Raw genomic sequence first — 25,714 nt, 5'->3', positions numbered from 1 at the left:
AAAGTGAGTAAATATATAAAGAGCAGATTAATGTAACGAAAATAATAAACGTAAAATCAAGCATTAAAGCCAGTACACCTTTTTGCTCTTCACGATACTTATGCTTTCGCTTTGCTATGGAGTGATTATTCATTTTTACCTCCTAATTTTCTATGTGCGTTACGTTATTTGTCTCTATCATCAGGTGCTAGGGATGTATTCGAAGGTGTTAGTTCATTGCAACATCCATCACTAAGGTAAGGCGAAAAGAGCACCTGTAATGAGTTATCGCAAGTACAGAATGAGGTAACAAATCATTTAAACTCTATTTTTGATGGCTTATATGTCTTTTTTACATCTATTTTTAAATATTGTTTAATAAAAACAAATCGTTATGTTTTTTGATGATTTAAAGAGAAGCGAATAAGATTGTAGCTATGTAACTCATTAGTCTAAAGTGAGTACGTTAAAGCCAGTATCTAAAAGCCAGTACCTAAAAGCTAGTTACTATGTAATATTCGCTCTCTTTTGATGGTTTATTAGCTTGTTTTATTACTGAGTCACACCTTGAAAAAGCGACTACTAAGAGTAAGAGCATTCGGCGCTGAAATAGTGTTAGAGGGAGAGTAAAGCATTGAGTGAAAACCACGGCACTAATCTAAGTGTACTGAGGATGTTCGCTTAATGACTAAGCAAGCAAGTTATTATCATTTTTAAACAGCACATTCTTTTGATTTAAAGGGAGAGCTGAATATGCACAGAGTTGCTCATTGGGTTTTGCATTGTTGCCCAATGAGCGTGGTGAGTGCTTACTACTTATTTGTTGCCTTAAATAGAAATGAAATGCTTATGAGCAGAGTTTCTAACTCAGCAAATTGTTTAACACTTGCAGTAAATGTCTGGGTTCATGTCGGAAATGTTGACACTTAAGCTGTACGAACGACGACAGTATGTTCTTAAACAATTCAGCAATTGCTCACTCAAGAGTTGCTTTTGTTCAACAGTACGACCTTGCATTATCGATGCGCTAATGTGAATAAAACCGTCTTTTCCTTCACCTAGCTGGTAGTGTTGATAAGCGATGGCACGCGTTTTTATGGTTGATAATTCGAATAAACCAGAATCAAAGACTGCCAAGTGTACTTTTTCAACCAGCACTTGCGGAAGAATTGGTAAGTCTTCAGAGTGTTCAATAACAATATGCGGCATGGGGTGTTCCTTAAAAGCGGTAGCTAAAACCGATGTTTGTCTGAAATTGGTTCAACACATCACCGTCAAAATGCCAAAGGCATTGTTCGTTTTCTGATGTGGGCAAGGTACATGACACATTACTTGCATTATTTACAATAGTCGCCAACCAGCGACTTTCAACATAAACACGTACATTGTCGGTAAATAAGTACTCAGCACCGGCATATAAGCCTGTGGTAAAAAAGGTATCAGACTCTGTAAAGTTGGTACTAACATGGTTTGCACCAATTTGTGCACCGACAAAGCCACTGATGTTTTTACCTAGAGGCACTTCAACAGCACTTTGAAATAGTAGGTATTGCATCTCGATTTTCTTATCAGTCTGTGCTTCCATATTCAATGTTGTTGCTGAGTAAAATAGCCCATACCGTGCTGATTCAATAGTTCGGTCAATGCTGAATGTAAATTGACTATCATCGTCGAGATCAATTTTTAGGTTTTCTTCGGTTTCTAATGATTGACTGAAATTCTTGCCAAAACCTGCACTGACAGAATACCCAGCAGAGGCGGTGAAACTCGTTAGCATTAAGCACAATACAGTTAGCGACTTTTTCATTGTTTAGGTGCTCGTTGTTGAGGATATTTTGAGATAGTATTGAAACATAGCAGGCAAATTGTTGTAAATGCATAACGCGCGTTTTTATAAGGATAACTAACATGAAGTTACTGAAATATGTAGCCTGTGCAGCGACTTTGGCGTTGCTCAACGGCTGTTCGGATGAGGCTGCGTCAGTCAGTTTAGGGCTATTTACGACTAAAGATATTAAAGTTGTATCACAACAAGACCCACTTATTAGCGGTGTAACCTGTCATATTAGTCATATTGAGGCGAACCTCGATTTTGCCGATCCATCGGATATGTCGATATCGTGTCGTCAAACGGGACCAATTACTGCTCAGCAGTTACAAAGTATCGATCGTAGTAAATCTGGTGACGTGGTGTTTAAGTCATCGAAAAGTATTTTATTTAAATCGTTAAAAGTCCGTCGCATTTATGATGCGCCAACGCGTACTTTATTGTATCTATCTTATTCAACCAAAGAGTCAACAGGCAGCCATCATCACGCCTTATCTACGGTGCCTTTGTATAATACCGAAGCATGGCAGTGGGCACTTTCACAAGAGTAAATTATGTTAGCACTATTTAAATCAGCCCCATTAGTTGATGAACAAGAACAACAATGGTTAATAGACACGTTTATGTGGGCTGTTGAGCACTTTGACAGCGATTACTTTTTAAATCAGACACAAATAATTTTGCCGAATAGTCAGTTCTTTCCTGACAGTGTGTCTAGCATTGAAGACATGGCAAAAAAGGTATTTGCCCGCGTTGTTGATTATGCCGGCATGCAAGCGTGGCCAGTTAATTTGGTCTCGCCCTCGCAATTAACACCACAGGTATTTCCTCATTTTGCGTTTCAAGACTCATTAAGAGGAGAGAGTGCAACGCTTATGGTACCTGCCAATCATTTGATTAATGTGTCGTTTAACCAAAATCAAATTAACCAACCACAAGATTTAGTGGCGAGCTTTGCTGGTACGTTGGCAACCATATTGATTCATCATGTTGGCGTGTTACCGCCAGGTGGAAAAGAGTTTTTACCACAGGCCAGTGATGCACTTGCGTGTTATTTAGGGTTTGGGGTTATGATGAGTAACACGGTCTATCAGTTTAAAGGTGGATGTGGATGTGGTTATAATCCGTATGCAAATCGTCAGGCTGCATTAACAGAGCCTCAAACGTTATTTATGCATGCACTGGTCACGCACTTTAAAACAGACAATCAAACTAAAAAATATTTGAAACCACATTTACGTAGCCAATATAAAAAAGCACAAAAGCAGATAAAAGCCTTTATTAATGATAGCGCTAATCCTTTGCTACTTGCTTTAGATGAACAAAAAGTAGGTTAGTTAGCACGTGCAATATGTTGATGAATTTTTATTAATTGCTGTGGCGCATTTTTTTGCTGTGGCAAGCCCCGGCCCTGATTTTGCTGTTGTGCTTAAACAAAGTATTCAACAAGGGCGTAAAAATGCGCTTTGGACTAGTGCGGGAGTGGGCGCGGCAATACTGCTGCATATTGGCTATTGTGTTTTAGGCGTGGCGCTTATTTTGTCACAATCACCCAGCTTATTTATGGTGCTTAAATACGTGGCAGGTGCATATCTAGCTTATTTAGGCGTACACGCAATTCGCAGTGCTAAGCCCGCTCACACTGATGAACAAACACTCACTGAAACTGCACCTGAATCCTACTTCAAAGCGTTTCGACGGGGCTTTTTTACTAATGCGCTTAATCCTAAAGCGACATTATTTTTTATGTCGTTATTCACACTTGTAATTAGCCCTGATACGCCAGTTGGAGTGCAAGCTAGCTATGGGGTGTATATGGCTGTGGCTACTTGGCTGTGGTTTTCATTTTTATCACTGATGCTTTCCAAGGCATCGGTTCGCGCATTTTTTTTAAAGCGTGGTTATTGGTTTGATAGAGGCATTGGTGTGGTGCTAATTGCCTTAGCCATTCGTGTAGTCGTGTGAGGTGATTATGACAGTATATAACTTTTCATTTGGGTCAAACATGTCGTCAAGTCGTCTATTAGCTAGGCTGCCTGAAGCAAAGCGTGTCGGGACAGCGGTATTGAAAGGCTACGAACTGACGTTTGATATGGTGAGCACAGATGGCTCAGCTAAATGCAGTATTCGTCAAACCCACGAGCCTGAAGCGTTAGTTTATGGTGTGGTGTATCAGTTAAGTTTAGCTGAAAAAGCGATATTAGATGAAATTGAAGGTCCACGATACGATTGTGTTGATGTGTGTGTAGAATTAGTTGAAGGTGAGCAATTGACAGCGCATTGCTACATTGCCAATACATTAGACAGCGCGTTACTGCCATTCGACTGGTATCTACAGCATGTTCATCGCGGCGCACTTGAAGCTGGCGTGCCAAATCATTACAGTGAAGCTATCCTATCGCGAGACAGTCGCGATGATCCAGATAAAACCCGAGCAGCGAAAGAGTTCGCTATTCATAACAATAAAAATCACCAAGGTACATTATGACATTCCGTAAATTAGCCGTAGCAGCTGCGCTGTTAACTAGCTGTGCATTTAACAGCTATGCCGATATCGACACGAAAAAAATAGAAAAAGTTATTGAAACCTCAATGGCACGTTTTGATGTACCGGGGATGGCTGTTGCGATTGTTGAAAATGACAAGGTAGTGCTAGCTAAAGGCTTTGGCATTGCGAACCTTGATACCGGTAAAAAAGTGAACAAAGACACGTTATTTGGTATCGCCTCTAATACAAAAGCGTTCACGGCAGCCGCGTTAGCAAAACTGATTGATGAAGGTAAGTTAAATTGGGATGACAAGGTGATTGATCACCTACCTGAGTTTCGTTTATACGATTCGTACGTGACCCGAGAAATGACCATACGCGATTTATTAAGCCATCGCAGTGGCCTTGGTTTAGGCCAAGGCGATTTGATGATCTGGCCTGACACGGATAAATCGATTGATGAGATTATCGCAGGTCTAAAATATTTAAAACCGGCAAGTAGTTTTCGCAGTAAGTATGCGTATAACAATTTAATGTTTGTTACGGCAGGCGAAGTCGTTGCACGCGTCTCAGGCATGAGCTGGAATGATTATATCGAAAAAAACATACTACAACCCCTTGCGATGGAGAATTCACGAGCAGGTTTTTCACGCATTCCTAAAAGCAATAAAAACTGGGCAATAGGCCACATTCCGATGGATGGTCAGTTACACCCATTTTTCGTTAATTACTTAGAAGATTTTCGTGGTGCAGGTGCAATAGCATCCAGTGTAAACGATATGAGCCAGTGGCTACGTACACAACTTGCTCACGGAAAAATGCCTAACGGTGAGCAACTATTCACAGAAAAACAACAGCAGCAAATGTGGCATCCACACATTACCTCACTGGCATCAAAAAGTGCCTATGACATGTATCATCAGCAATTTAGAGGTTATGGCTTAGGGTGGAGTATTGAAGACTTTCATGGAATTAAAAAGCTAGGCCATGGTGGGGGGATTCTTGGCATGGTTTCGCAAGTAACGTTACTCCCAGAGAAAAACCTTGGGATTGTCATTTTAAGTAACCAGCAAGCATTCAGTGCATTATCAGCTGTGACTTACGAAGTATTGGAAGATGCCCTTGAACTTGACGATAAAGATTGGGTGGAAGAGTTAGCGAAAAAGCATTTTGAGAACAAAGAAAAGGCCTACGCGAACGCTACGCCAGAAACCCCCGCTGATTATCAACCTAAACTGCCTAATATTAATTACACAGGCACATTGCATGATAACTGGTATGGCGATGTAATAATTGAAGAATTAAATGGTCAACTACGTATTGATTTCACTCATACCAAACGTTTAAAAGGCCAGCTTGAGCATTACACGGGTAATACGTTTATTGTTAAATGGGATGAGAAGCTGCTTGAAGCAGATGCGTATATCGAGTTCCAAATGAACCCCGATAACCGTGTCAGTAGCGCGACAATGCGTGCCGTTTCGACCGAGGTCACTGACTTTAGCTTTGACTTTAGAAACCTCGATTTACAGGCTAAAAAGTAAACCAAAGTCGCAAAGCCGCCACATGGCGGCTTTGTTATAATCGGAGAAAATTGTTCAAGGAGCATGTTATGAGAACGGCTGTTATCTCACACCCAATGTGCCGTAAACACAAAATGATAGAAGATCATCCAGAGTGTCCAGCACGATTAGATATGATCACTGATCGCTTACTGGCAAGCGGTGTTGATATTGCGGTAACTCATTTACAAGCGCCCAAAGCCACCCGGAATGACTTCTTACGTGCTCACGATGAATCCCTTGTTCGGCATGTTGAGCAAACGATTCCAAGCTCAGGCCTTGCTGAACTAGATGGTGATACATGGTTATGTCCCGACTCGATGAAAGCCATTGAGCGAGCTGTAGGGGCGGGCATACTTGCGGTTGATGAAATTCTTGCTGATAACATTGATGCAGCATTTTGTTCTATAAGACCCCCAGGCCATCATGCTAACCGTACCACTTCTGCAGGGTTTTGTGTCTTTAATAATTTAGCAATTGCGGTTAAGTATGCCCAAAGTAAAGGGGTTCAGCGCATTGCAATTGTTGATTTTGATGTCCACCATGGTAATGGTACGCAAGACATCTTTTTAGACGATGAAAATGTATTATTTTGCTCTTTGTTCCAACATCCTTTTTATCCGAATACGGCTGTTGAAAATAATCAAACTCTGGTTAATTCCCCCTTGCCAATTGCCAGTGATGGTAATGATTTAAAAGCTGTTTATCTTGAGCAATGGCTTCCTAAACTGACTGAATTTCAGCCTGAGTTATTATTCATAAGTGCGGGATTTGATGCTCATTTAGAAGATGATATGGCAAGCTTAAAGTTTGTAGAAGATGACTATGCATGGCTAACATCTCAGCTCGCTGAGCTGTGTGAGCAACAACACTGCCGGGGTATTGTGTCTTTTTTAGAAGGGGGATACGCTCTTTCTGCATTAGGTCGCAGCGCCGTTGCTCATGTAAAAGCGCTGGTGGATGCGCCCTAAGACTCCAGCAGTGAAAATGCTTGTTGCGTAGTCAGTCTCGTTACCTTACTGAGACAACAAATACCTTCTTGAGTTAAATGTTGCGTTACGCGCTTTGCCAGATCTGTATCACTCAATGGGGCGAGTTGGTTATTATTTAAGTCAAAGTGCTGGCCGTTTTTGGCTATTAAAATGACCTGATTTTTTTGATTTTCATCTAAATTAAATAAGAAACTCTCCAGATCACTCTCATCTTTTAAGTAATCCAACTCCTGCTGTGCGCAGATGATCAAGGGAAATGATTGGTGCATTTATTGTCCTGCATCAAAGCTACATAGGTTGAAATGATTATAATTGCTAACTCCTTTCAAAACTAGGTAAGTTTGCTTATGAATCAACCAAGACGCCATCAAAAGGTCGGTGATGTTTTCTCGCAAAAGCTGGTATCGTGCCCTGCGCATACTCCGCTGGTTGATGCTGTGCGGTTGATGCATGTTCATAATGTAACGGCTATTTTTGTTAAACACGAACAATCAATTGTCGGTATTTGGACCGAAGCTGACTGCTTGCAGGTAGACATTACCAGCCCTGTTTTTAAAGATGTGGCGATTCACGAGGTGATGTCGGCGCCAGTTGTTTCTGTGCCAAGTCAGTGCTTGCTGAGTGATGCGACATTGCGTTTTCAGCAACATGGGATTCGTCACTTGTTGGTATTGGATAACGATAAGCAGCCCGCGGGAATGCTCAGCCTTTCTGATATAGTTCATAATCAAGGGCTTGATCATTATTTACAGTTTAGACCCATTCATGAGCAATACCGCACCGATTTAGAAATTGTGGACTCAGCGATGTCTATCGAAGGCGTGGTTGAGATTATGCGCGCGAAGCGCCTTGAAAGCGTTCTTGTTTATAATCAAGCGTTAGACATTCATGGCATTATTACGCAGCGTGATATTGTTGGGTTGATCATTCAAACTGAATGGCTAAATCCTTGTTGGCAGTATGCAAGTTATCCATTGATTGAAATTGATAGTGAAAGCAGCCTATTTGATGCGTACCGATTGATGTCTGATCGAAATGTACGTCATCTTGTTGTGAGAGATACCGATATTTGTGGCGTTATTTCATTTGCCGATTTGATTACTGAAATTGAATCGGCTTATTGCTGTGAATTAGAGCGTGCAATTGAACAACGCGACATTGCACTACAAAAGTCTCAGCGTAACTTATTCCTTGCTAATAAGATTATTGATGCTTCACTCGATGGCATTATGCTGACTCAAAGAGACGGCACGATTATTCAAGTAAACCCCGCGTTCACAAAGCTAACAGGTTTTGCTGAGCATGAAGTCATCGGCAAACGGCCGAGTATTTTAAGTTCTACAAAACACAGTCGTTCTTTTTATCAGAAAATGTGGCATGCCATTGAGTACGACGGAGTTTGGCAGGGAGAAATTTGTAACTGCAAAAAAGGGGGGGAAGAGTTTGTTGAGTGGTTGACCATCATTAAAATTAAAGACCCTAATGTTGATGAAATTCTTTACGCTGCTATTTTCAGTGATATCACGGAGCGTAAGCGCGCAGAAGAAAAGATTTCACAGCTTGCCTATTACGATGAATTGACCGGTCTGCCTAATCGACGCTTATTTAATGACCGGCTTTCAATCGCATTAAGTGCGGCTAAGCGAAACGATGATCTACTCGCTGTGATGTTTATTGATTTAGACCGCTTTAAAGAAGTCAATGACAGCTTAGGGCATGATGCTGGCGATAACTTATTAGCGCAAGTTGCAGATCGTATTTTATCTATTCTCCCCCAAGGAGACACTCTAGCGCGTTTAGGTGGCGATGAGTTTGTATTGCTGTGCGAAGTGAGCCGTGTTGAAACTTTATTGGGCTTCGCAGAGCAAGTATTACAACAAGTCAGTATGCCACTATTAATTAATGAACATGAGGTTGCGATTACTGCTTCAATCGGCGCGGCTGTTTACCCCGATGATGGCATTGATAGTGCAACGTTGCTTAAACATGCCGACATAGCGATGTACCGTGCTAAAGAAGTCGGACGAAACTCATTTCAGCTCTTTAAGCCCGCGATGAATGCACGTTCTTTAGAGCGTTTAGCGATGATGAGTCGTTTACAAAATGCTATCGAAAGCGATGAATTCGAATTGTACTTTCAGCCTAAGCAGCATTTAAATAGCGGTAAAATATTAGGCGTTGAGGCATTATTACGCTGGCAAGAGCCGAGTTTAGGTGTGATATCGCCTGCCAAATTTATCCCCCTTGCAGAAGAGCTTGGTTTAATTGTTAAGCTTGATTTATGGGTGATCGAGCAAGCCTGTAAGGAATTAACCAAATGGCGGCAATATGATATTGAGGCAGGCCGTTTAGCGATTAATATTTCGGCCAATCATTTACGTCAGGGGTTGCTGGCATCTAATGTTGCGCGTTTACTTGAACAATATGATGTAGACCCCCGCAAGTTAGAAATTGAGCTAACAGAAAGCTGCTTTATTAGTCATTTTAGTGAAGCGAAGCAAGAGTTACTTGCACTAAAAAAACTCGGTGTGCATATTACGCTTGATGATTTTGGCACGGGGTATTCTGCGCTAAGTTATTTAACCAAGTTACCCATTGATACATTGAAAATTGATGCCAGTTTTATCGCCAAAGTGCCGGATGAATATGGCAATAGTGAGATTGTAACTGCAATAATTACGCTTGCAAAAAGTCTAAGTATTCATGTGGTTGCTGAAGGCGTGGAGAAAATAGAGCAGCTAAACTATTTGCAAATGCTTAACTGCGATACCATCCAAGGGTATTACTTTTGCCGCCCCATAGCGAAGCAGCAATGGTATGACTTTTATCTTGCTAAAGCCCAGAGTGCTTAACCCAGAGTGACTTCATAAGACGTAAATTTACGAATATTAATGACGCCAGTATCAAAAATGAGGTACTGACCTTTAATACCTTGAAGTACGCCAGATACCTCAGGGTTTTTATCAAAGTTAAAAGAGCTAACCTTTGTCGGATACTCGCTAACAGGGTAGTCTAGTTCAACAACGTCTTCGTTAAGTTTTTCAATGGCTGTTGCACCAAAAAGCGCTGCAAGTTCAGAGAGCTTAGGCTCTATTTGCGGAATAAGTTCTGCAGCAGCAGCTTTTAAATCGATGACTTCTGATTGGCCTTTTAACATGTTTCGCCAGTTCGTTTTATCGGCGATAAACTGTGCTAAAGCAACTTCAACAAGACCCGATTGAAGTCGAGTTTGCACTTTAAAGATAGGAAGTGCTTGGGTCGCGCCTTGGTCAATCCAACGAGTGGGGATTTGCGTGTGACGGGTAATACCGACTTTTAATCCAGAAGTGTTTGCTAAATAGACATAATGAGGGATCATGCAGTTTTCTTCCCCCCATTGTGGCTCGCGGCAAGTCCCTTTATCAAAGTGGCATGTTTCTGGTTTCATAATACACATATCACAGCTAGCGAGCTTACGCATGCATACAAAGCAGTGACCTTGCGAGTAACTTTTTTTGGTTTTCTTGCCGCAGTTGCTACAAAAAATATTGCCTGTAAAAGTCAGTGTCAGTGTTTTGCCAATGTAATCATTTAAAGAAACGAGTTCATCACCAATTGGCAGGTGGTATTGAACGGGTGCAGCGTGCGACGATTTTAATTTGCGAAGTGTGCCTTGCATCTTTACATAGCCCCTAAAGATGTAAAAAAGGCTAGTGTAACATGCTCTATTTAGAATGTGTGGCAATTAACGACAGGTACTCATCGAATGGAATCGCTTTGCTGTAATAAAAACCTTGTCCTTGGTCGGCGCCCATTTTAATTAATAACTGTTCTGTCGTTTGATCCTCAATGCCTTCAACGGTGATATTCATATCCAGGTTATGAGCCATATCAATGGCTGTTTTAACGATAACTTGGTGTGTCTCGTTGTTGGTAAGGTCGAGAATAAATGACTTATCAACTTTAATGGTACTAAATGAATAATTAACTAAATAATTCAATGAAGAGTAGCCTGTACCAAAGTCATCAAGAATCACTTGGCTTCCTAATTTATTTAATTCATTTACGAAACGCACCATATCAGTGTGATTTTTTATCAGTGCAAATTCAGTTAACTCAAATTTTAACTGCGCAGCAGAAACCCCGTGCTTTAAGATACTGTTTTCGATTTTTTCGATTAATTTAGGAATGGCTAAATTTTTAGCACTTAAATTCACACTAATCGTGTGATCGTAATAGCCTTGTTGATTCAGTTTTGCCACTGTCTGACATGCTTTTTCGATAACCCATAAGCTTAGCTCGTTGATAAGGCCTGTGCGTTCAGCAAGTAAAATTAGTTGCTCAATATCAAGGTGCTTATCGGCTGATGGCCAGCGCAATAGCGCCTCAGCACCCACGATAGTTCCGGTGCGTAAATTGACAATGGGTTGCAAGTAAATGGCGAGAGAGTTGCTGCGAATCGCGTGTTGTAATGACACCGCTAAACTTAAATCCATGTCGATATGTGGGGCGGTTGTATCTGTATTTTGGTGCTTTTGTGACAGCCCTAAATAGCCGCGTTGTAACCAAGAGTCAAAACCATCATTTTCCACAGGTTCTGTAATACTGAAGCGGTAATAAAGCTGTAAATCTAGCCCTGATATTTGATACTGCTTTGGCAGTTGTTTGCAAAGCGTATTGAGTTCTTCGTTGAGCTCGTCTTGCGGTTGAATTTTGGTTGAAACAAAAGCCAGTATGCCGTTGCCTAAATCGGCTACCTTTGGGGCGGTATCCAGTGAGGATTCTAAGCTTATAAACTGTCTTTGTTTGCTAAGTTGGTGCTCTAAAGATTTAGCAACTGTGGTAATGATATGACTGCTTTGGGTCGGATTTAAAATGCTCATTAAGGCATTAAACTGCTCGATTTTTAACAAGCATAAGTTGGCGTTTCTATGCTCATTTATCATTCTCATGTAGGCTTGCTTTAACATGGCCTGATTAAGTAATTTTGTTTGCTGCGAATGAGTCGCATGATACAGCGCTTTCTCTCGTTGGTACCGTACACGGTCGGCCAAAGCCATTGCCATTAATACGATCTCGCATAAAATCGCAATTAAAAATAGGTGGCGAGTTGCAAAACTGTAAGGGATAAAACCCGTTAATTCGAGTGGTTGCACAGCAGCACCTATTATTAACGGGACCCATGACATCACATAAAACTTTGCCCAACGAAAGCCACTCACAAGCTTTTTGTAAATCATGCAAATACATAAAATATACAGCGGCACCATTAAGGCAAAGAAAATCTTTGACGAATGGTACTCCAACATAAAGAAGCTAATTAAGCTAAAACTGAACAGTAAGGCTAAAAAGCTAATGCTGAGTTTGTAGAGAAGACAGTTGTCTTTGTGGTAACGCAAAAACATGGTGCAAAATGCGACCGTGAAAAAGGCAATGGCATAGTTACTAAAAACGACGTGTTCATTAAAAAATAGTTGCCATGAAAGAGGCCATAAATAAAAACCAAAACCCAGTACTGAGCCCATAAGTAATAAGGCTGAAATGATATAACCAATGTAAATTAGGTAAACACGGTCACGAATACCAAAAAATAACACTAAGTTATAAAGGGCCGCCATGATAAGCACGCCAATAAATATCCCCCAAATCCCCACTTGTGAGCGAATAAGGTGTTGAAATTCGTTTTTACCATAAATTTTGATGGGGGTTTTGCTGATACCAACCGTATCAATTTTTACAACCAGAGTTGTTTGTTCGTTAGCCTGTAATGTGAGTAACGCATGAGGCGTACTGTACTGAAATAAGTTAAGCCCAGTAACTTTATCGCCTAATCTCGTTTTTTTGATCAGCTTTTGATCAGCATCCAATTCAAACAGGGTTAAATAGTCAACCATGGGATTGTCGAAGTGGATAAATAAATCAATTGCTTTCGATTGTCTATTTTCCAGGTCTAGCTTGAGCCAGTAATCTTTTGCCGCTAAATCCCATTCTATGTACTCGAAGGGTTGCTCAATTAATTTCTTTGGCTCAGAAAGGAGCTCTTTAAGGGTTAATGATTCAGTGTCGTCAATACGGTAAGCTGTGTGGGTGTATACAGGCGCTGTTTTATCAATAGTATAACGAGTAGGGCTTGCAAGATGAGTCGACAAAGTCGTGATGATAAAAAACAAAGTTGCAAGAATAAAAAATGAAACAAAATGATATTTCAGCGTTTTATTATTCAAAATGGGTTCTTTAACAAATTAATACTTTACTACAGTGTAGCATTAAAAAAGCGCAGTTAAACTGCGCTTTTTTCACAAGGGTACAGGTTCGACCTTAATGCTGTTCACGTGCAATAGCACGGTAAGCGATGTCGGTGCGATACTCCATACCATCCCAGCTGATTTGCTCAACTAGCTTATACGCGCGTTGCTGTGCTTCGGTTACCGTATTACCTAGTGCGGTTGCACATAATACGCGACCACCCGCGGTTACAACCGCATCAGCATCTTGCTTAGTGCCAGCATGGAATACCTTTTCGCCTTCAGGGTAATTAACAAGTAAACCGTTAATTGCATCACCTTTCGGGTAATCACCAGGATAACCTTTCGCTGCAAGAACAACACCCACTGCTGCACGCGGATCAAATTCAATGCTTGTTTTATCTAATTCTTCACGGTTAGCCGCTTCAATTAATTCAACAAGATCTGATTTCAAACGCAGCATCATTGGTTGTGTTTCAGGATCACCAAAACGACAGTTATACTCGATCACTTTTGGTGTACCGTCTGCAGTGATCATTAAACCTGCGTACAAGAAACCAGTGTAAGGGTGGCCTTCTTGCGCCATACCTTCAACCGTAGGGTTGATCACTTCATTCATAACACGTTGGTGAATTTCATCTGTAACAACGGGGGCAGGTGAGTATGCACCCATACCGCCAGTGTTTGGACCTTTATCGCCATTGTAAGCACGTTTGTGGTCTTGGCTTGTCGCGAATGGCAATACGTTTTTACCATCAACCATGACGATGAAAGACGCTTCTTCACCTTCTAAGAACTCTTCGATAACCACACGGCTACCCGCTTCACCAAAGCTATTACCTGCAAGCATGTCGCGGATAGCTTCTTCAGCTTCGCTCTCAGTCATTGCAACAATAACGCCTTTACCTGCCGCTAAGCCGTCTGCTTTAACAACAATTGGAGCGCCTTTTTCTTTTAAATAAGCAAGAGCAGGGTCAATTTGTTCAAATGTTTGATAATCAGCTGTTGGAATATTGTGTCGTGCTAAAAAGTCTTTCGTGAATGACTTTGAGCCTTCCAGTTGTGCCGCACCAGCTGTAGGGCCGAAGATAGCAAGACCGTGTTCACGGAATGTATCAACAACACCCAGTACCAATGGCACTTCAGGACCTACAATGGTGAGCTCTACAGCGTTTTCTTTTGCAAACGTAACAAGACCTTCAAGGTCTTCAACATTGATTGCAACGTTTTCAAGTTTTGGCTCTAGTGCCGTACCAGCATTACCTGGCGCAACGAATACCGTGTTTACTTTACTATTTTGGGCAGCCTTAAACGCAAGTGCGTGTTCGCGGCCGCCACTGCCGATGACAAGTACATTCATGGCGAAATAATCCTATTTAAAGCGGTTTTTTAAACTTCAGCGTCATGCGGTCACTTTCACCAATCGCTTTATATTTTGCAGCGTCTTGTTCGTCAAGCGCTAAGCGTGGTGGCAATGTCCATACCCCTTTAGGGTGATCTGCTGTGTCGAGTGGGTTTGCATTAATGTCACTAGTTGCTACCAGTTCAAAGCCTGCTTGTTTTGCAATATCAATCACATAGCTTTGTTTCATATAACCTGAAGATTTCTGATCGTCATCACTACGAGATTCAGGAAGGCGATGTTCAACAACGCCTAGTGTGCCACCAGGTTTAAGTGCTTTATAAAATGCTTTAAATGCACTTAAGGTGCCTTCTTTCTCTTTACCCATGTACCAGTTGTGTACATTTCTAAATGTGAGTACTAAGTCAGCACTGTCGGCTGGGGCAATATCAAGGTGAGTAATGGGAGCAAATTCAGTGAGTTTCACTTCACTAAAACGTGCATCATCGCTCATCTTTTTCTTAAAACCCGCTAATGAACGTTGATAATAACCGACTTCTGAATCAGCTGGGAAATGTGCCGCGTAATAGACGCCATGACCTTTTACAGCCGGCGCTAAGATTTCGCTGTACCAACCACCACCAGGGGCAATTTCTACCACTGTCATTGTCGGTTTGAAACCAAAGAATTCAAGGGTTTCAATAGGGTGGCGATATGTATCGCGCGCGCTGTTTTTAGCGTCACGTTCACTTGATTGTACAGCACTTGTAAGCGCTGATTCATGGCTGTGACTGAGTGCGTGTGCAGATGCAAGTGCTAGGCTTGCAACAAGTAGCGATTTTACGGCAAATTTCATCATCTATTCCTTCATTTTTAGGGTTATTAATAATCAGAATACGTGAATTAGTAGCAAACAAAAAGGGTTAAACAATTTGCTTAACCCTTTATGTAATTAGTGGCGGAAATGGCGCATACCAGTAAATACCATTGCCATACCCGCTTCATCAGCTGCCGCGATAACTTCTTCATCGCGCATTGAACCACCAGGTTGAATAACCGCTGTGATACCAGCGTCGCGAGCTGCATCAATACCGTCACGGAACGGGAAGAATGCATCAGATGCCATTACAGAGCCTTTTACTTCAAGGTTTTCATCAGCTGCTTTAATTCCTGCAATTTTCGCTGAGTAAACACGGCTCATTTGGCCGGCGCCTACACCAATAGTCATACCGTCACGAGCGTAAACAATTGCGTTTGACTTAACGAATTTTGCAACCTTCCAGCAGAATAATAAGTCTTTTAATTCTTGCTCAGTAGGCTGACGCTTAGTAACAACTTTAAGGTCACCTTGGGTTACCATACCTAAATCACGGTCTTGAACTAAGATACCACCATTAACACGTTTGATATCGTGACCAGTTGTCTTGGCAGACCATTCACCGCATTCTAATAAACGTACGTTTTGTTTAGCTGAAACGATCTGTGCTGCGGCTTCTGATACTTTAGGAGCAATGATAACTTCTACGAACTGACGAGAAACAATCGCTTCGGCTGTGTCTGCATCTAGCTCTTTATTAAAAGCAATGATGCCACCAAATGCTGATGTAGGGTCAGTTTTGAATGCACGGTCGTACGCTTCAAGAATATTTTCACCGATAGACACACCACATGGGTTCGCATGTTTTACGATAACACAGGCGGGTACGTCGAATTCTTTAACACACTCTAATGCAGCATCCGTATCTGCGATGTTATTGAATGATAATGCTTTGCCTTGAAGTTGTACTGCGGTTGCAACAGATGCCTCTGCAACGTCATTTTCAACATAGAAAGCAGCATCTTGGTGTGAATTTTCACCGTAGCGCATGTCTTGCTTTTTAGTGAATTGCATGTTGATTGTACGAGGGAATTTAGTTTCTTCAGCAGCTTCCTCTGTATAATCAGGAACCATTTTGCCGAAGTAGTTTGCAATCATACCATCGTATTGTGCTGTGTGCTCATACGCAGCAATCGCTAGGTCAAAACGTGTTTTATACGTTGTTGAGCCATTGTTGCTTTGCATTTCGCTGATTACACGGTCATAGTCTTTCGCATTAACAACGATAGTCACGTCTTTGTGGTTTTTCGCTGCAGCACGCACCATTGTTGGACCGCCGATATCAATGTTTTCAATTGCATCTTCAAGGCTGCAGTCTTCTTTCGCAACTGTATTTGCGAAGGGGTATAAGTTAACTACAACGATATCGATAGCAGAGATATTGTTCTCGCTCATTACATCTTCATCTTGGCCGCGACGCGCAAGAATGCCGCCATGAATTTTTGGATGAAGTGTTTTTACGCGACCATCCATGATCTCAGGGTGACCAGTATGGTCAGATACTTCAGTGACTTTAATGCCATTATCAGCAAGTAATTTGCAAGTACCGCCTGTTGATAAAATATCTACGCCTTGAGCTTCAAGAGCGCGAGCAAATTCAACGATACCGGTTTTATCTGACACACTTAATAGTGCGCGACGAATTGGACGATGTGTATCCATTGTAGTTTTGATTACCTCAATGTTTGAGCTAGCTTAGAAAGGCGGTATTTTAACTGAATATTGCTGAGAAAACGATGTTTTAAGCGTGAGGAATTTGCATAGTTTTTAACGGTTATAAAAAAAGCACCCTAAGGTGCTTTTTATTCAAAACTTTTATATCAGCTCTTTAAAAACTTATATACCAGTTCTTAAAAAACTTCTATACCAGTTGTATTGGATTAGTAAGCAATTATAACGACAGAGAAATAAGTCAATAACAAGGCAAAAATTTTGCAGTGTAGTTATTCTACATAAGAAATTTTTAACGCAGTTAGGGACTTATTTAGCTCGTTAGAATGATTACGGTTTCAATACAACTGGTATCAGTTCATGCCATATTTTTTAAGCTTCTTACGTAAAGTACCACGGTTGATACCTAGTAAGATTGCTGCACGAGTTTGGTTACCACGCGTGTACGTCATTACTTCTTCAAGTAATGGTGCTTCTAGCTCAGAAAGAACAAGGTCGTATACGTCTTGTACGTCTTGACCATTAAGTTGCTTCAAGTAGTGATGAACCGCTTTTTTCACTGCATCACGCAACGGCTGTGGTTTCTCGTGTGACTGTACATGAGGGTTTGTGATAAATGGAGAAGTCACGTTTTGTTCGAACATCGTTATATGTCTCTTTCTTTCTTAGTTAGCTGCTAGTGTTTTAAAGTATTGCTCTAATGCGTCGACTTGTGCCTGTGGGTTATCTAACGCATTAAATACTCGCCTAAACTGACCGTCACTGTCATGGGTTTGCAAATACCAAGATACATGCTTACGAGCGATACGCGCTCCCATTGGCTCACCGTAAAACTGATGAAGGTTTGCTAAGTGCTCCATCAAAATGCTACGCACCTCTGCAATTTCAGGTGCTGGCAAATGTTCTCCAGTTCGCAAATAGTGGTCTATCTCCCTAAATATCCAAGGGCGACCTTGGGCGGCTCGACCAATCATAATGGCATCTGCACCCGTATAATCCAAAACCTGTTTTGCTTTTTCTGGTGATGTAATATCACCATTGGCAACGACAGGGATCGACACTGAACGTTTAATATCCCTAATCGTGGCGTACTCTGCTTCACCTTTGTACATACATGCGCGCGTACGCCCATGTACAGCCAAAGAAGCAATGCCATAACGTTCAGCTATTTTCGCAATCTCGACACCATTACGGTTATCCTGATCCCATCCAGTACGGATTTTTAAGGTGACAGGGACATCGACAGCATTAATAACTGCATCGAGTATCTCTTCCACTAATTCAGGAAACTGTAATAAGGCTGAGCCTGCGAGTTTCTTATTCACTTTTTTAGCTGGGCACCCCATATTAATATCTATGATCTGTGCACCGTTGCTAACATTGAATTGTGCTGCCTGTGCCATAAGCTCAGGATCGGCTCCGGCAATCTGCACCGAGCGAATACCCGATTCACCGCTGTGATCCATACGGTTCATCGACTTTTCGGTTTTCCACACTTTTGGGTTTGACGAGAGCATTTCAGATACCGCAAGCCCCGCACCTAAGCGACGGCAAAGTTGTCTAAATGGTCTGTCTGTAATGCCTGCCATTGGCGCGACAATTACGTTGTTCTCAAGTTGGTATGAACCGATACGCACTGTTATTCAATAGGCCTCTTTTCAAGGGGCGCTAAGTTTACGGCTTTTTTTGCAAAAATCAAAGGCTATAAATTGAACAAAAGTGACTTTTTTTTGCCTATTTTGTATTGACTTTTGATAACAGTTTGACGGGCGGGTTGATTTGTTTGTTATTTAACCAGAAAAAAATTCGCGTGAAAATAGATAACAAATTGAAGAGTGTAAAAATAAGGTAAAGCCTGTTAAATACTGGCTTTACCTATTAAATGTTCAGATGTGTATTATGACTTTTTGGTACCACTAACACGTGTCCATTCACCTTCAACAGCAATCTCGTCAAGTGCTAAAAACGGTGCGTAAACATCGGCAACAGATTGTGCTTGTTCCTCTAAAATACCCGACATAGCAATTTTACCGTTGGGCTTTAATAGTCCCAAAATGACTTCATGAAGCTCTTTAAGAGGTTGTGCTAAGATATTCGCAACAACCACATCAGCACTAAAATCAGGTTGATCTTCAGGTAAATACACTTCGAGCTTGTCTGCAACACCATTGCGCTCAGCATTATCGCGACTGGCCTCAATTGCTTGAGGATCAATATCGATGCCGATCATTCGTTCAGCACCTAATTTGATCGCTGCAATTCCTAAAATACCTGAGCCACACCCGAAGTCGACGACCGTTTTTCCGGTTAAATCTTGGCTTTCTAGCCACTTTAAGCATAGCGCTGTCGTTGCATGTGTGCCCGTGCCAAAAGCAAGACCAGGATCAAGCAATACATTGACTGCATCCGGTTCTGGAATATCACGCCAGCTTGGACAAATCCATAAGCGCTCACCGAACTTAATCGGGTGGAAGTTATCCATCCACTCACGTTCCCAGTCTTTGTCTTCAAGTTGCTCAATTTTGTATACGAGTTTGTCAGCGAGCATCGGTTCAGCCTTAAGTACGGCTACGACGCTGTCCATATCATGATTAGCATCGTATAAACCAATCACCGTGGTATCAGCCCACAGTTGTACTGTACCAAGTTTTGGTTCATAAATAGGGGTGTCTTTCGCATCAACATAAGTAACCGATGCGCTGCCAGTGTCCATAAGTAAGTCGCTGATCATCTCGGCATTATCAGCGTTTGCATTTATGCGAATTTGGATCCAAGCCATGGTCGTCTCTCAAATAGAAAAAAGGCCGCAACAGCGGCCTTTTAGTTAATATATTAATAATGCTATTTATTTAGCATCTAAGAAGCTTTTTAGTAAGTCTGAGCGAGAAGGGTGACGTAATTTACGTAACGCTTTCGCCTCAATTTGACGAATACGCTCACGTGTTACGTCAAATTGTTTACCTACTTCTTCTAAAGTATGGTCGGTGTTCATGTCGATACCGAAACGCATACGCAGTACTTTAGCTTCACGTGCTGTTAGACCTGCTAATACGTCATTGGTTGCGCCTCGAAGAGATTCCATTGTTGCAGAATCAATTGGCGAATCAATGGTTGTATCTTCAATGAAGTCACCTAAGTGCGAATCTTCATCATCACCGATAGGAGTTTCCATCGAAATTGGCTCTTTAGCGATTTTAAGTACCTTACGAATTTTATCTTCAGGCATTAACATACGCTCAGCTAACTCTTCTGGGCTCGGCTCACGGCCCATCTCTTGTAACATTTGACGAGAGATACGATTTAACTTGTTGATCGTCTCAATCATGTGCACAGGAATACGGATGGTACGCGCTTGGTCAGCAATTGAACGCGTAATTGCTTGACGGATCCACCATGTTGCATAAGTAGAGAACTTATAACCACGGCGATATTCGAACTTATCAACCGCTTTCATTAGACCAATGTTACCCTCTTGGATAAGGTCTAAGAATTGTAAACCACGGTTGGTGTATTTTTTCGCAATTGAAATTACAAGACGTAAGTTGGCTTCAACCATTTCTTTCTTTGCACGGCGCGCTTTAGCTTCACCAATGCTCATACGACGGTTGATATCTTTAATACGCTCAATACTTAAGCCAGTGCTTTCTTCAATTGCAGATAACTTGCTAATACAACGAATTATTTCTGGTTTTACTTCTTCAAGTGCTACTGAGTACTTCTCGTTTGCAGCAATTTCAAGATCAATCCAAGCAGTGTCTGTTTCGTTGTTAGCGAAGTGCTTCACAAAGTTTTTCTTTGGTAGCTTCGCAATTTGTACAGCTTGCTTCATGATAAGACGTTCTTGTACACGAACGCGATCCATCATTTCACGCATGTTGTTTACCATGCGATCAAACTGTTTAGGAACTAGTTTAAATGTTTTAAACAGTTCACCGATTTCAAAAATAGCAGCTTGTGAATCAGGGTGTGAGCGGCCTTTTGCTTCGAATGTATCGCGTGCTTTATTGTAAAGCTCACGCAAATGTTCGAAGTGGACACGTGCTTCTTCAGGATCTGGACCTGTGTCACCATCTGCATCATCATCGCTGTCATCATCGTCGTCGTCGTCGTCATCGTCGTCTTCGTCGTCGAGCTGCTCTTCATTTAGATCTGAACCGATGTGAGTCGCAGAAATTTGTGATTCGTCTTCATTATTAGGATCAAAGAAACCAGAAATAATGTCGCTTAAGCGCATTTCTTCTGCTTCAAACTTGTCCCATTGCTCGAGTAGATATGTAATTGCTTCAGGGTATTCAGCAACAGAAATCTGAACTTGGTTGATACCTTCTTCAATACGCTTGGCGATAACAATTTCGCCTTCACGTGTAAGTAGCTCAACAGTACCCATTTCGCGCATGTACATACGCACAGGGTCAGTCGTTCGACCGATCTCTTTTTCTACAGTCGCAAGTGCAGCGGCCGCGGCTTCTGCTGCGTCTTCGTCTGTCGTTGTTTCTTGCATCATTAATTCATCGGCATCAGGCGCGTTTTCACTTACCTTGATACCCATATCATTAATCATGCTAATGATATCTTCTACCTGATCTGAGTCGATAATGTCTTGTGGAAGGTGATCATTAACTTCTGCAAAAGTTAAATAACCTTGCTCTTTACCTTTTTGAATCAGAAGCTTTAATTGTGACTGAGGAGTTGGATCCATAGAGATTTTTTCTTCCACTCTGAAAGTTGATACAACAGGCGCCAGCTCGCTTAAAAAATAAGCGACACGAAAACTAACTAGACGCAGTGAATAGCACAGTATAACAGCTTTATTCAATTCTGACTAGCTGTTGCTGCCTTTTAACGCTTGCGTCAGTAAGTGGCATTCTAGCCGTTCTTCGCTGCTTAAGCCTTGGGTCTTGTCTTTTATTAATAGGGTCTCTAGTCGATAATTTAAACACTGGTCTTCAATAAATTTAAAAGTATTTTTGAAAACTGTATCTAAACGATCGTCATTTATTTGATGCTGCCAAGTTGCTAATTTCACTAATGCATCATATTCAGCGCTATCTCGGAACGATTCTAAGATTTGCGCGGTTGTAATACCATGTCGTTCAAGTGCTAAATCCTGTATCCGTAAAAATAGCTCAATGCCGGCAATTTTCATTTCAGCAAGTTCAGGCATGTAAGCGATGCTCGTTGCTAGATTCGGATGCTGCAATAAAATACCTATAGCTTGACGCATCGGCGTTATTTTAAATTTACGCTCAATTGCATGTTGCTGCTTCGGGGTTTTAACCCGATTACTCAATTGCTCTCGTGTACGACCAATTAATCGGCCCAAATGTTCCAGTATATTTTCTTGGTAAAATTCACTCGGTATTTTTTCGATTAAAGGTAAGGCATCACTGAGTAACTTTGCTTTGCCAGCGTCTTTCGTTAGGTCAATCTCTTGGCTTAGCTTGCTGAACAACACTTTGCTGAAATCATCGGCCTCTGCTAGGCGTGCTTCGAATGCCTCTTTTCCTTCTTTTTGTACCAATGAGTCGGGGTCTTCACCGTCAGGTAAAAAGACAAATTGAAGTGATTTGCCATCAGCTAAATAAGGCAGGGCATTTTCGAGTGCGCGCCATGCTGCATCACGACCCGCTCTATCACCATCATAGCAGCATATCACTTTATCAGTGGTTCTAAACAAGGTGTGCATGTGCTCAGCTGTGGTTGCTGTGCCAAGTGCTGCTACAGCGTATTCAATGCCTTGCTCTGCTAAGGCAACCACATCCATATACCCTTCAACAATTAAAATATGTTCAAGTTTCTTATGTGCTTGTTTCGCTTCGTATAAACCATAAAGCTCAAAACCTTTGTGGAAAATACGTGTCTCAGGAGAGTTAAGGTATTTTGGGCCTTGATCGGCTTGCATCACGCGACCACCAAAGGCAATAACCCGGCCTCGCTTATCACGAATAGGAAACATGAGCCGATCACGAAAAAAGTCAAATTGGCGACCCGGCGACTTTTCAGACGCGAGTTTTAGCTCAATTAATTGCTCTTTTTGCTCTTTATTTCGGCCTAATTGCTGACACAGTGCTTCCCATTCACTTGGCGCATAACCAATCATGAACTTTTTAGCGGTTTCACCGCTTAGGCCACGGCCTTTTATGTAATCAATTACCGCTTTTGAGTTGCTATGGTGTTTTAATTGGTGCTGATAAAAACGGGCGGCATGAAGCATTAAATCGTAATCGGAACGTTTTTGCTCGGCGGTACGCTGTGGACCTGAACTAGTGCCTTGCTCACGTGGTACGTCTAAATTTAGAATACTAGCTAGCTCTTCAATAGCATCAACAAACTCTAATTTGTCGTATTCCATGACAAACGAAATGGCATTACCATTCGCTCCGCAACCAAAGCAGTGGTAAAACTGTTTATCTTGAGAAACAGTAAATGACGGGGTTTTTTCGTTGTGAAAAGGGCAACATGCTTGGTAGTCTTTCCCGGCTTTTTTTAGGCCAACTTTTGAATCAATTAGCTCAACAATATCTGTTCGTGCGAGCAAATCATCAATAAATTGTCGAGGGATTTTTCCGGCCATAGCTGTTGTTTTTCCTGCGCTATTTTTGCGTTCTAAAGTGAGATTTGAACACAATTACTCTCTTTATGAAAGACTAAAAACAAGAAACCGAGCACTAGGCTCGGTTTGCTTGAATCATACGTCTGTATGTGGGGGTTAGGCAGTTAATCGTTGCTTGATTAAGCCAGAAATCTTACCTAAATCGGCACGACCTTCGGCTTTGCTTTTGATTACTCCCATTACCTTACCCATGTCTTGCATACCTGCTGCGTTTGTATCAGCAATAGCCGAGTCAATAAGAGCAATGATTTCTTCTTCACTCAATTGTTGAGGTAAGAATTCTTCAAGAGCTTTAATCTCATTGGCTTCAATTTCTGCTAAATCTTCACGACCCGCATCAATATACTGGGTGTAAGAGTCGCGACGTTGTTTTACAAGCTTCACTAAAACAGCGGTAATTCCGTCGTCGTCTAGCGTGATTTGCTCGTCAATTTCACGTTGCTTGATTGCAGCAAGTACCATGCGGATTGGCTTAAGACGGTCTTTGTCTTTTGCTCTCATCGCATCTTTTTGCGCATCTTTTAGCGTTAATAAAAGGCTCATTTATACAAGACCAAATACTGATTAGTATAATTTAACGCGACGTGCGTTATCGCGAGAAAGCTTCTTCATGTGACGCTTTACTGCAGCAGCTTTTTTACGCTTACGCTCAGCTGTTGGCTTTTCATAGTGCTCGCGACGACGAACTTCTGAAAGGATACCTGCTTTTTCACATGAACGCTTGAAGCGACGAAGTGCTACGTCAAACGGTTCGTTCTCTCTTACTTTAATTACTGGCATTAAAAATTCACCTACCTAAATAATGAGCGTTGCTCAAGTTGATCGAATAACGATCAAGTGGTTCAAAAATGGTGCGGTATTGTAATCCGAAGCAACACCACATGTAAAGAATAATATTAACAGAAACTGAGGCGGCTAAACAGTATTAATTTGGCTCTCGTTGATACAAACGACAAATTACCTGCCCTGCAGATTTCTCCTTTAAAAGCAGCCAGTTACCTGGGGGAGTGAAGCTGGTTAGCTCACTTTCAAGTTCCACATAAATCAACGCTTGCTCAGTTAACCATTGATTTGATTCGAGTAATAAACAACTTTTTTCAGCTAAATTTTGTCGGAATGGCGGATCAACAAAAACAAGATCAAACTGCTCATCTAGCGAATTATTTGCCAATAATGCGAGGCTATCGCCCTGTTTAATTGTGGCATTTTCAAGTTTGAGGGTGCTTATATTTTGTATAAGTTGAGATGCAGCACTTTTATCAAGCTCAAAAAATACAGCACGTTTAGCAAAGCGTGACAACGCTTCGAATCCTAACCCGCCAGAACCTGCGAAGCAGTCAAGGACCGCTGCATCACGCGTATCTTGCATTAACCAGTTAAACACGGTTTCCTTAATGCGATCAGTCGTTGGACGTAAACCTTGTACATCTTTAACAGGAAGTTTTCTGCCACGAAATTGTCCGCTAATAATACGGATAAAGCCATTTGCTGATTTATTATTGCTAGCGTTTACTTGGCGGTTAGCTGTTGATTTTTTTCTCATTTAACTCACTAATTATTGGTAACTGACCCCCAGCTCAGATAATATTGCAAGCAATAGCTGGTGTGTCATTTTTCTACTGCGCTAAAAATGGTAGTATTGCGACCTTAGCGATAGATGGTACCCGTTTCGGTTTGGCTGAGCATAGCTGAACTATCACCAAACTATTATTCATGTAAGTTTATCAGATTTTTATAAGTGGTTATTAGCAAGTATGGCAAAAAAAAGTAAATTCTTGTCTTGGTTTGGTTTTGGCAAATCAGAAAAACAACAAGCAGAGCAAACAGCAAATGAGGCTGATAACCAAAAGCAATTAGAAGAACAACAGCGTATTGAAGCTGAAAAAGCGCAAGCGGCGAGCTTAGAGCAGGAACGTATTGCAGCAGAAAAAGCTGAAGCCGAGCGTGTAGAACAAGCACGTATTGCAGCAGAAAAGGCTGAAGCTGAACGTATCGCAGCAGAACAGCAAGCAGCAGAGCAACGTCGTCAAGAACAACAAGCGCGTCTTGCAGAGCAAGAAGCGGCCATGAAGTTAGAGCAAGAGCGTATTGCAGCGGAACAGGCGCAGCGTGAAGCAGATCAAATTGCAGCAGAGAAG

The 25,714-nt window shown here is 41.6% G+C and carries 23 protein-coding genes and 1 pseudogene; 8 read left to right on the top strand and 16 right to left on the bottom strand.

Annotation, left to right across the window (positions count from 1 at the left end; all coding sequences use genetic code 11):
* Nucleotides 1-858 precede the first annotated feature (858 nt).
* Together JIG41_RS04855 and JIG41_RS04850 are read right to left on the bottom strand one after the other, a co-directional pair.
* Complete coding sequence (locus JIG41_RS04855) at nucleotides 859-1,188, bottom strand: 5-carboxymethyl-2-hydroxymuconate Delta-isomerase (RefSeq protein ID WP_065978132.1); 330 nt, start codon at nucleotides 1,186-1,188, stop codon at nucleotides 859-861.
* A gap of 10 nt (nucleotides 1,189-1,198) precedes the next feature.
* Nucleotides 1,199-1,786, bottom strand: coding sequence for an outer membrane beta-barrel protein (locus tag JIG41_RS04850; RefSeq protein ID WP_065978131.1), 588 nt, complete (start codon nucleotides 1,784-1,786; stop codon nucleotides 1,199-1,201).
* Nucleotides 1,787-1,887: 101 nt separating this feature from the next.
* On the opposite strand from JIG41_RS04850, the gene JIG41_RS04845 reads away from it, so the two are divergent.
* From JIG41_RS04845 to JIG41_RS04820, 6 genes are all read left to right on the top strand, one after another.
* A complete protein-coding gene (locus JIG41_RS04845; RefSeq protein ID WP_075594074.1) occupies nucleotides 1,888-2,358 on the top strand; it encodes a CreA family protein in 471 nt (156 codons plus the stop codon).
* A 3-nt stretch (nucleotides 2,359-2,361) separates the two neighbouring features.
* Nucleotides 2,362-3,144, top strand: a complete 783-nt coding sequence (locus JIG41_RS04840; RefSeq protein WP_036971055.1) for a hypothetical protein — start codon at nucleotides 2,362-2,364, stop codon at nucleotides 3,142-3,144.
* 7 nt (nucleotides 3,145-3,151) lie between these two features.
* Nucleotides 3,152-3,772 carry a LysE family translocator gene (locus tag JIG41_RS04835; RefSeq protein WP_196857582.1) on the top strand — a complete coding sequence of 207 codons (621 nt, stop codon included), beginning with the start codon at nucleotides 3,152-3,154 and terminating at the stop codon, nucleotides 3,770-3,772.
* 7 nt (nucleotides 3,773-3,779) lie between these two features.
* Complete coding sequence (locus JIG41_RS04830) at nucleotides 3,780-4,295, top strand: gamma-glutamylcyclotransferase family protein (RefSeq protein WP_036971050.1); 516 nt, start codon at nucleotides 3,780-3,782, stop codon at nucleotides 4,293-4,295.
* Nucleotides 4,292-5,839 (top strand): serine hydrolase, encoded by a 1,548-nt coding sequence (locus JIG41_RS04825; RefSeq protein ID WP_065978128.1) that lies wholly within the window; start codon nucleotides 4,292-4,294, stop codon nucleotides 5,837-5,839. Before JIG41_RS04830 ends, JIG41_RS04825 begins: the two co-directional genes overlap by 4 nt.
* 68 nt (nucleotides 5,840-5,907) lie before the next feature.
* On the top strand, nucleotides 5,908-6,828 hold the full coding sequence (locus JIG41_RS04820) for a histone deacetylase family protein (protein WP_036971046.1): 921 nt from the start codon (nucleotides 5,908-5,910) through the stop codon (nucleotides 6,826-6,828).
* On the opposite strand, the gene JIG41_RS04815 is transcribed toward JIG41_RS04820, so the two are convergent.
* A complete protein-coding gene (locus JIG41_RS04815) occupies nucleotides 6,825-7,118 on the bottom strand; it encodes a DUF4144 family protein (RefSeq protein ID WP_036971045.1) in 294 nt (97 codons plus the stop codon). The genes JIG41_RS04820 and JIG41_RS04815 overlap by 4 nt on opposite strands.
* A gap of 78 nt (nucleotides 7,119-7,196) precedes the next feature.
* Between JIG41_RS04815 and JIG41_RS04810 the strand changes: the two genes are divergently transcribed.
* Nucleotides 7,197-9,701, top strand: a complete 2,505-nt coding sequence (locus JIG41_RS04810) for an EAL domain-containing protein (RefSeq protein WP_118843995.1) — start codon at nucleotides 7,197-7,199, stop codon at nucleotides 9,699-9,701.
* Here JIG41_RS04810 and JIG41_RS04805 read toward each other — a convergent pair.
* From JIG41_RS04805 to rsmD, 13 genes are all read right to left on the bottom strand, one after another.
* The gene (locus tag JIG41_RS04805; protein ID WP_036971040.1) at nucleotides 9,698-10,507 is read right to left on the bottom strand and encodes a DUF2797 domain-containing protein; all 810 of its coding nucleotides are present in this window, start codon (nucleotides 10,505-10,507) and stop codon (nucleotides 9,698-9,700) included. The genes JIG41_RS04810 and JIG41_RS04805 overlap by 4 nt on opposite strands.
* A 46-nt stretch (nucleotides 10,508-10,553) precedes the next feature.
* Complete coding sequence (locus JIG41_RS04800; protein WP_036971037.1) at nucleotides 10,554-13,052, bottom strand: EAL domain-containing protein; 2,499 nt, start codon at nucleotides 13,050-13,052, stop codon at nucleotides 10,554-10,556.
* Between the two features lie 94 nt (nucleotides 13,053-13,146).
* On the bottom strand, nucleotides 13,147-14,433 hold the full coding sequence (purD, locus tag JIG41_RS04795; protein ID WP_075594076.1) for a phosphoribosylamine--glycine ligase: 1,287 nt from the start codon (nucleotides 14,431-14,433) through the stop codon (nucleotides 13,147-13,149).
* A gap of 16 nt (nucleotides 14,434-14,449) precedes the next feature.
* Entirely contained in the window at nucleotides 14,450-15,271 is an 822-nt protein-coding gene (locus JIG41_RS04790) for a class I SAM-dependent methyltransferase (protein WP_199524331.1), read from the bottom strand.
* A gap of 96 nt (nucleotides 15,272-15,367) precedes the next feature.
* A complete protein-coding gene (purH, locus tag JIG41_RS04785; RefSeq protein ID WP_065978124.1) occupies nucleotides 15,368-16,954 on the bottom strand; it encodes a bifunctional phosphoribosylaminoimidazolecarboxamide formyltransferase/IMP cyclohydrolase in 1,587 nt (528 codons plus the stop codon).
* Between the two features lie 362 nt (nucleotides 16,955-17,316).
* Nucleotides 17,317-17,607, bottom strand: a complete 291-nt coding sequence (fis, locus tag JIG41_RS04780; protein WP_002957804.1) for a DNA-binding transcriptional regulator Fis — start codon at nucleotides 17,605-17,607, stop codon at nucleotides 17,317-17,319.
* A 21-nt stretch (nucleotides 17,608-17,628) separates the two neighbouring features.
* Complete coding sequence (dusB, locus tag JIG41_RS04775) at nucleotides 17,629-18,600, bottom strand: tRNA dihydrouridine synthase DusB (RefSeq protein WP_199524326.1); 972 nt, start codon at nucleotides 18,598-18,600, stop codon at nucleotides 17,629-17,631.
* 260 nt (nucleotides 18,601-18,860) lie between these two features.
* Complete coding sequence (gene prmA, locus JIG41_RS04770; protein WP_199524325.1) at nucleotides 18,861-19,742, bottom strand: 50S ribosomal protein L11 methyltransferase; 882 nt, start codon at nucleotides 19,740-19,742, stop codon at nucleotides 18,861-18,863.
* 66 nt (nucleotides 19,743-19,808) lie between these two features.
* Nucleotides 19,809-21,662 (bottom strand): RNA polymerase sigma factor RpoD, encoded by a 1,854-nt coding sequence (rpoD, locus tag JIG41_RS04765; protein WP_036971019.1) that lies wholly within the window; start codon nucleotides 21,660-21,662, stop codon nucleotides 19,809-19,811.
* Between the two features lie 123 nt (nucleotides 21,663-21,785).
* Nucleotides 21,786-23,537, bottom strand: coding sequence for a DNA primase (gene dnaG, locus JIG41_RS04760; protein ID WP_199524324.1), 1,752 nt, complete (start codon nucleotides 23,535-23,537; stop codon nucleotides 21,786-21,788).
* Nucleotides 23,538-23,672: 135 nt separating this feature from the next.
* The gene (locus JIG41_RS04755) at nucleotides 23,673-24,119 is read right to left on the bottom strand and encodes a GatB/YqeY domain-containing protein (protein ID WP_036971016.1); all 447 of its coding nucleotides are present in this window, start codon (nucleotides 24,117-24,119) and stop codon (nucleotides 23,673-23,675) included.
* A 21-nt stretch (nucleotides 24,120-24,140) separates the two neighbouring features.
* Nucleotides 24,141-24,356, bottom strand: a complete 216-nt coding sequence (gene rpsU / locus JIG41_RS04750; RefSeq protein WP_002957797.1) for a 30S ribosomal protein S21 — start codon at nucleotides 24,354-24,356, stop codon at nucleotides 24,141-24,143.
* A gap of 145 nt (nucleotides 24,357-24,501) precedes the next feature.
* Complete coding sequence (rsmD, locus tag JIG41_RS04745; RefSeq protein WP_199524323.1) at nucleotides 24,502-25,119, bottom strand: 16S rRNA (guanine(966)-N(2))-methyltransferase RsmD; 618 nt, start codon at nucleotides 25,117-25,119, stop codon at nucleotides 24,502-24,504.
* A 211-nt stretch (nucleotides 25,120-25,330) separates the two neighbouring features.
* On the opposite strand from rsmD, the pseudogene JIG41_RS04740 reads away from it, so the two are divergent.
* Nucleotides 25,331-25,714, top strand: a pseudogene (locus tag JIG41_RS04740) (signal recognition particle-docking protein FtsY); the annotation flags it as partial.

The sequence above is a fragment of the Pseudoalteromonas sp. bablab_jr011 genome (genome assembly GCF_016464045.1).
Taxonomy (GTDB): domain Bacteria; phylum Pseudomonadota; class Gammaproteobacteria; order Enterobacterales; family Alteromonadaceae; genus Pseudoalteromonas; species Pseudoalteromonas lipolytica.
The sequence above is the reverse complement of the archived record's forward strand: the minus strand, read 5'-3'. Positions and strand labels throughout refer to the sequence as shown.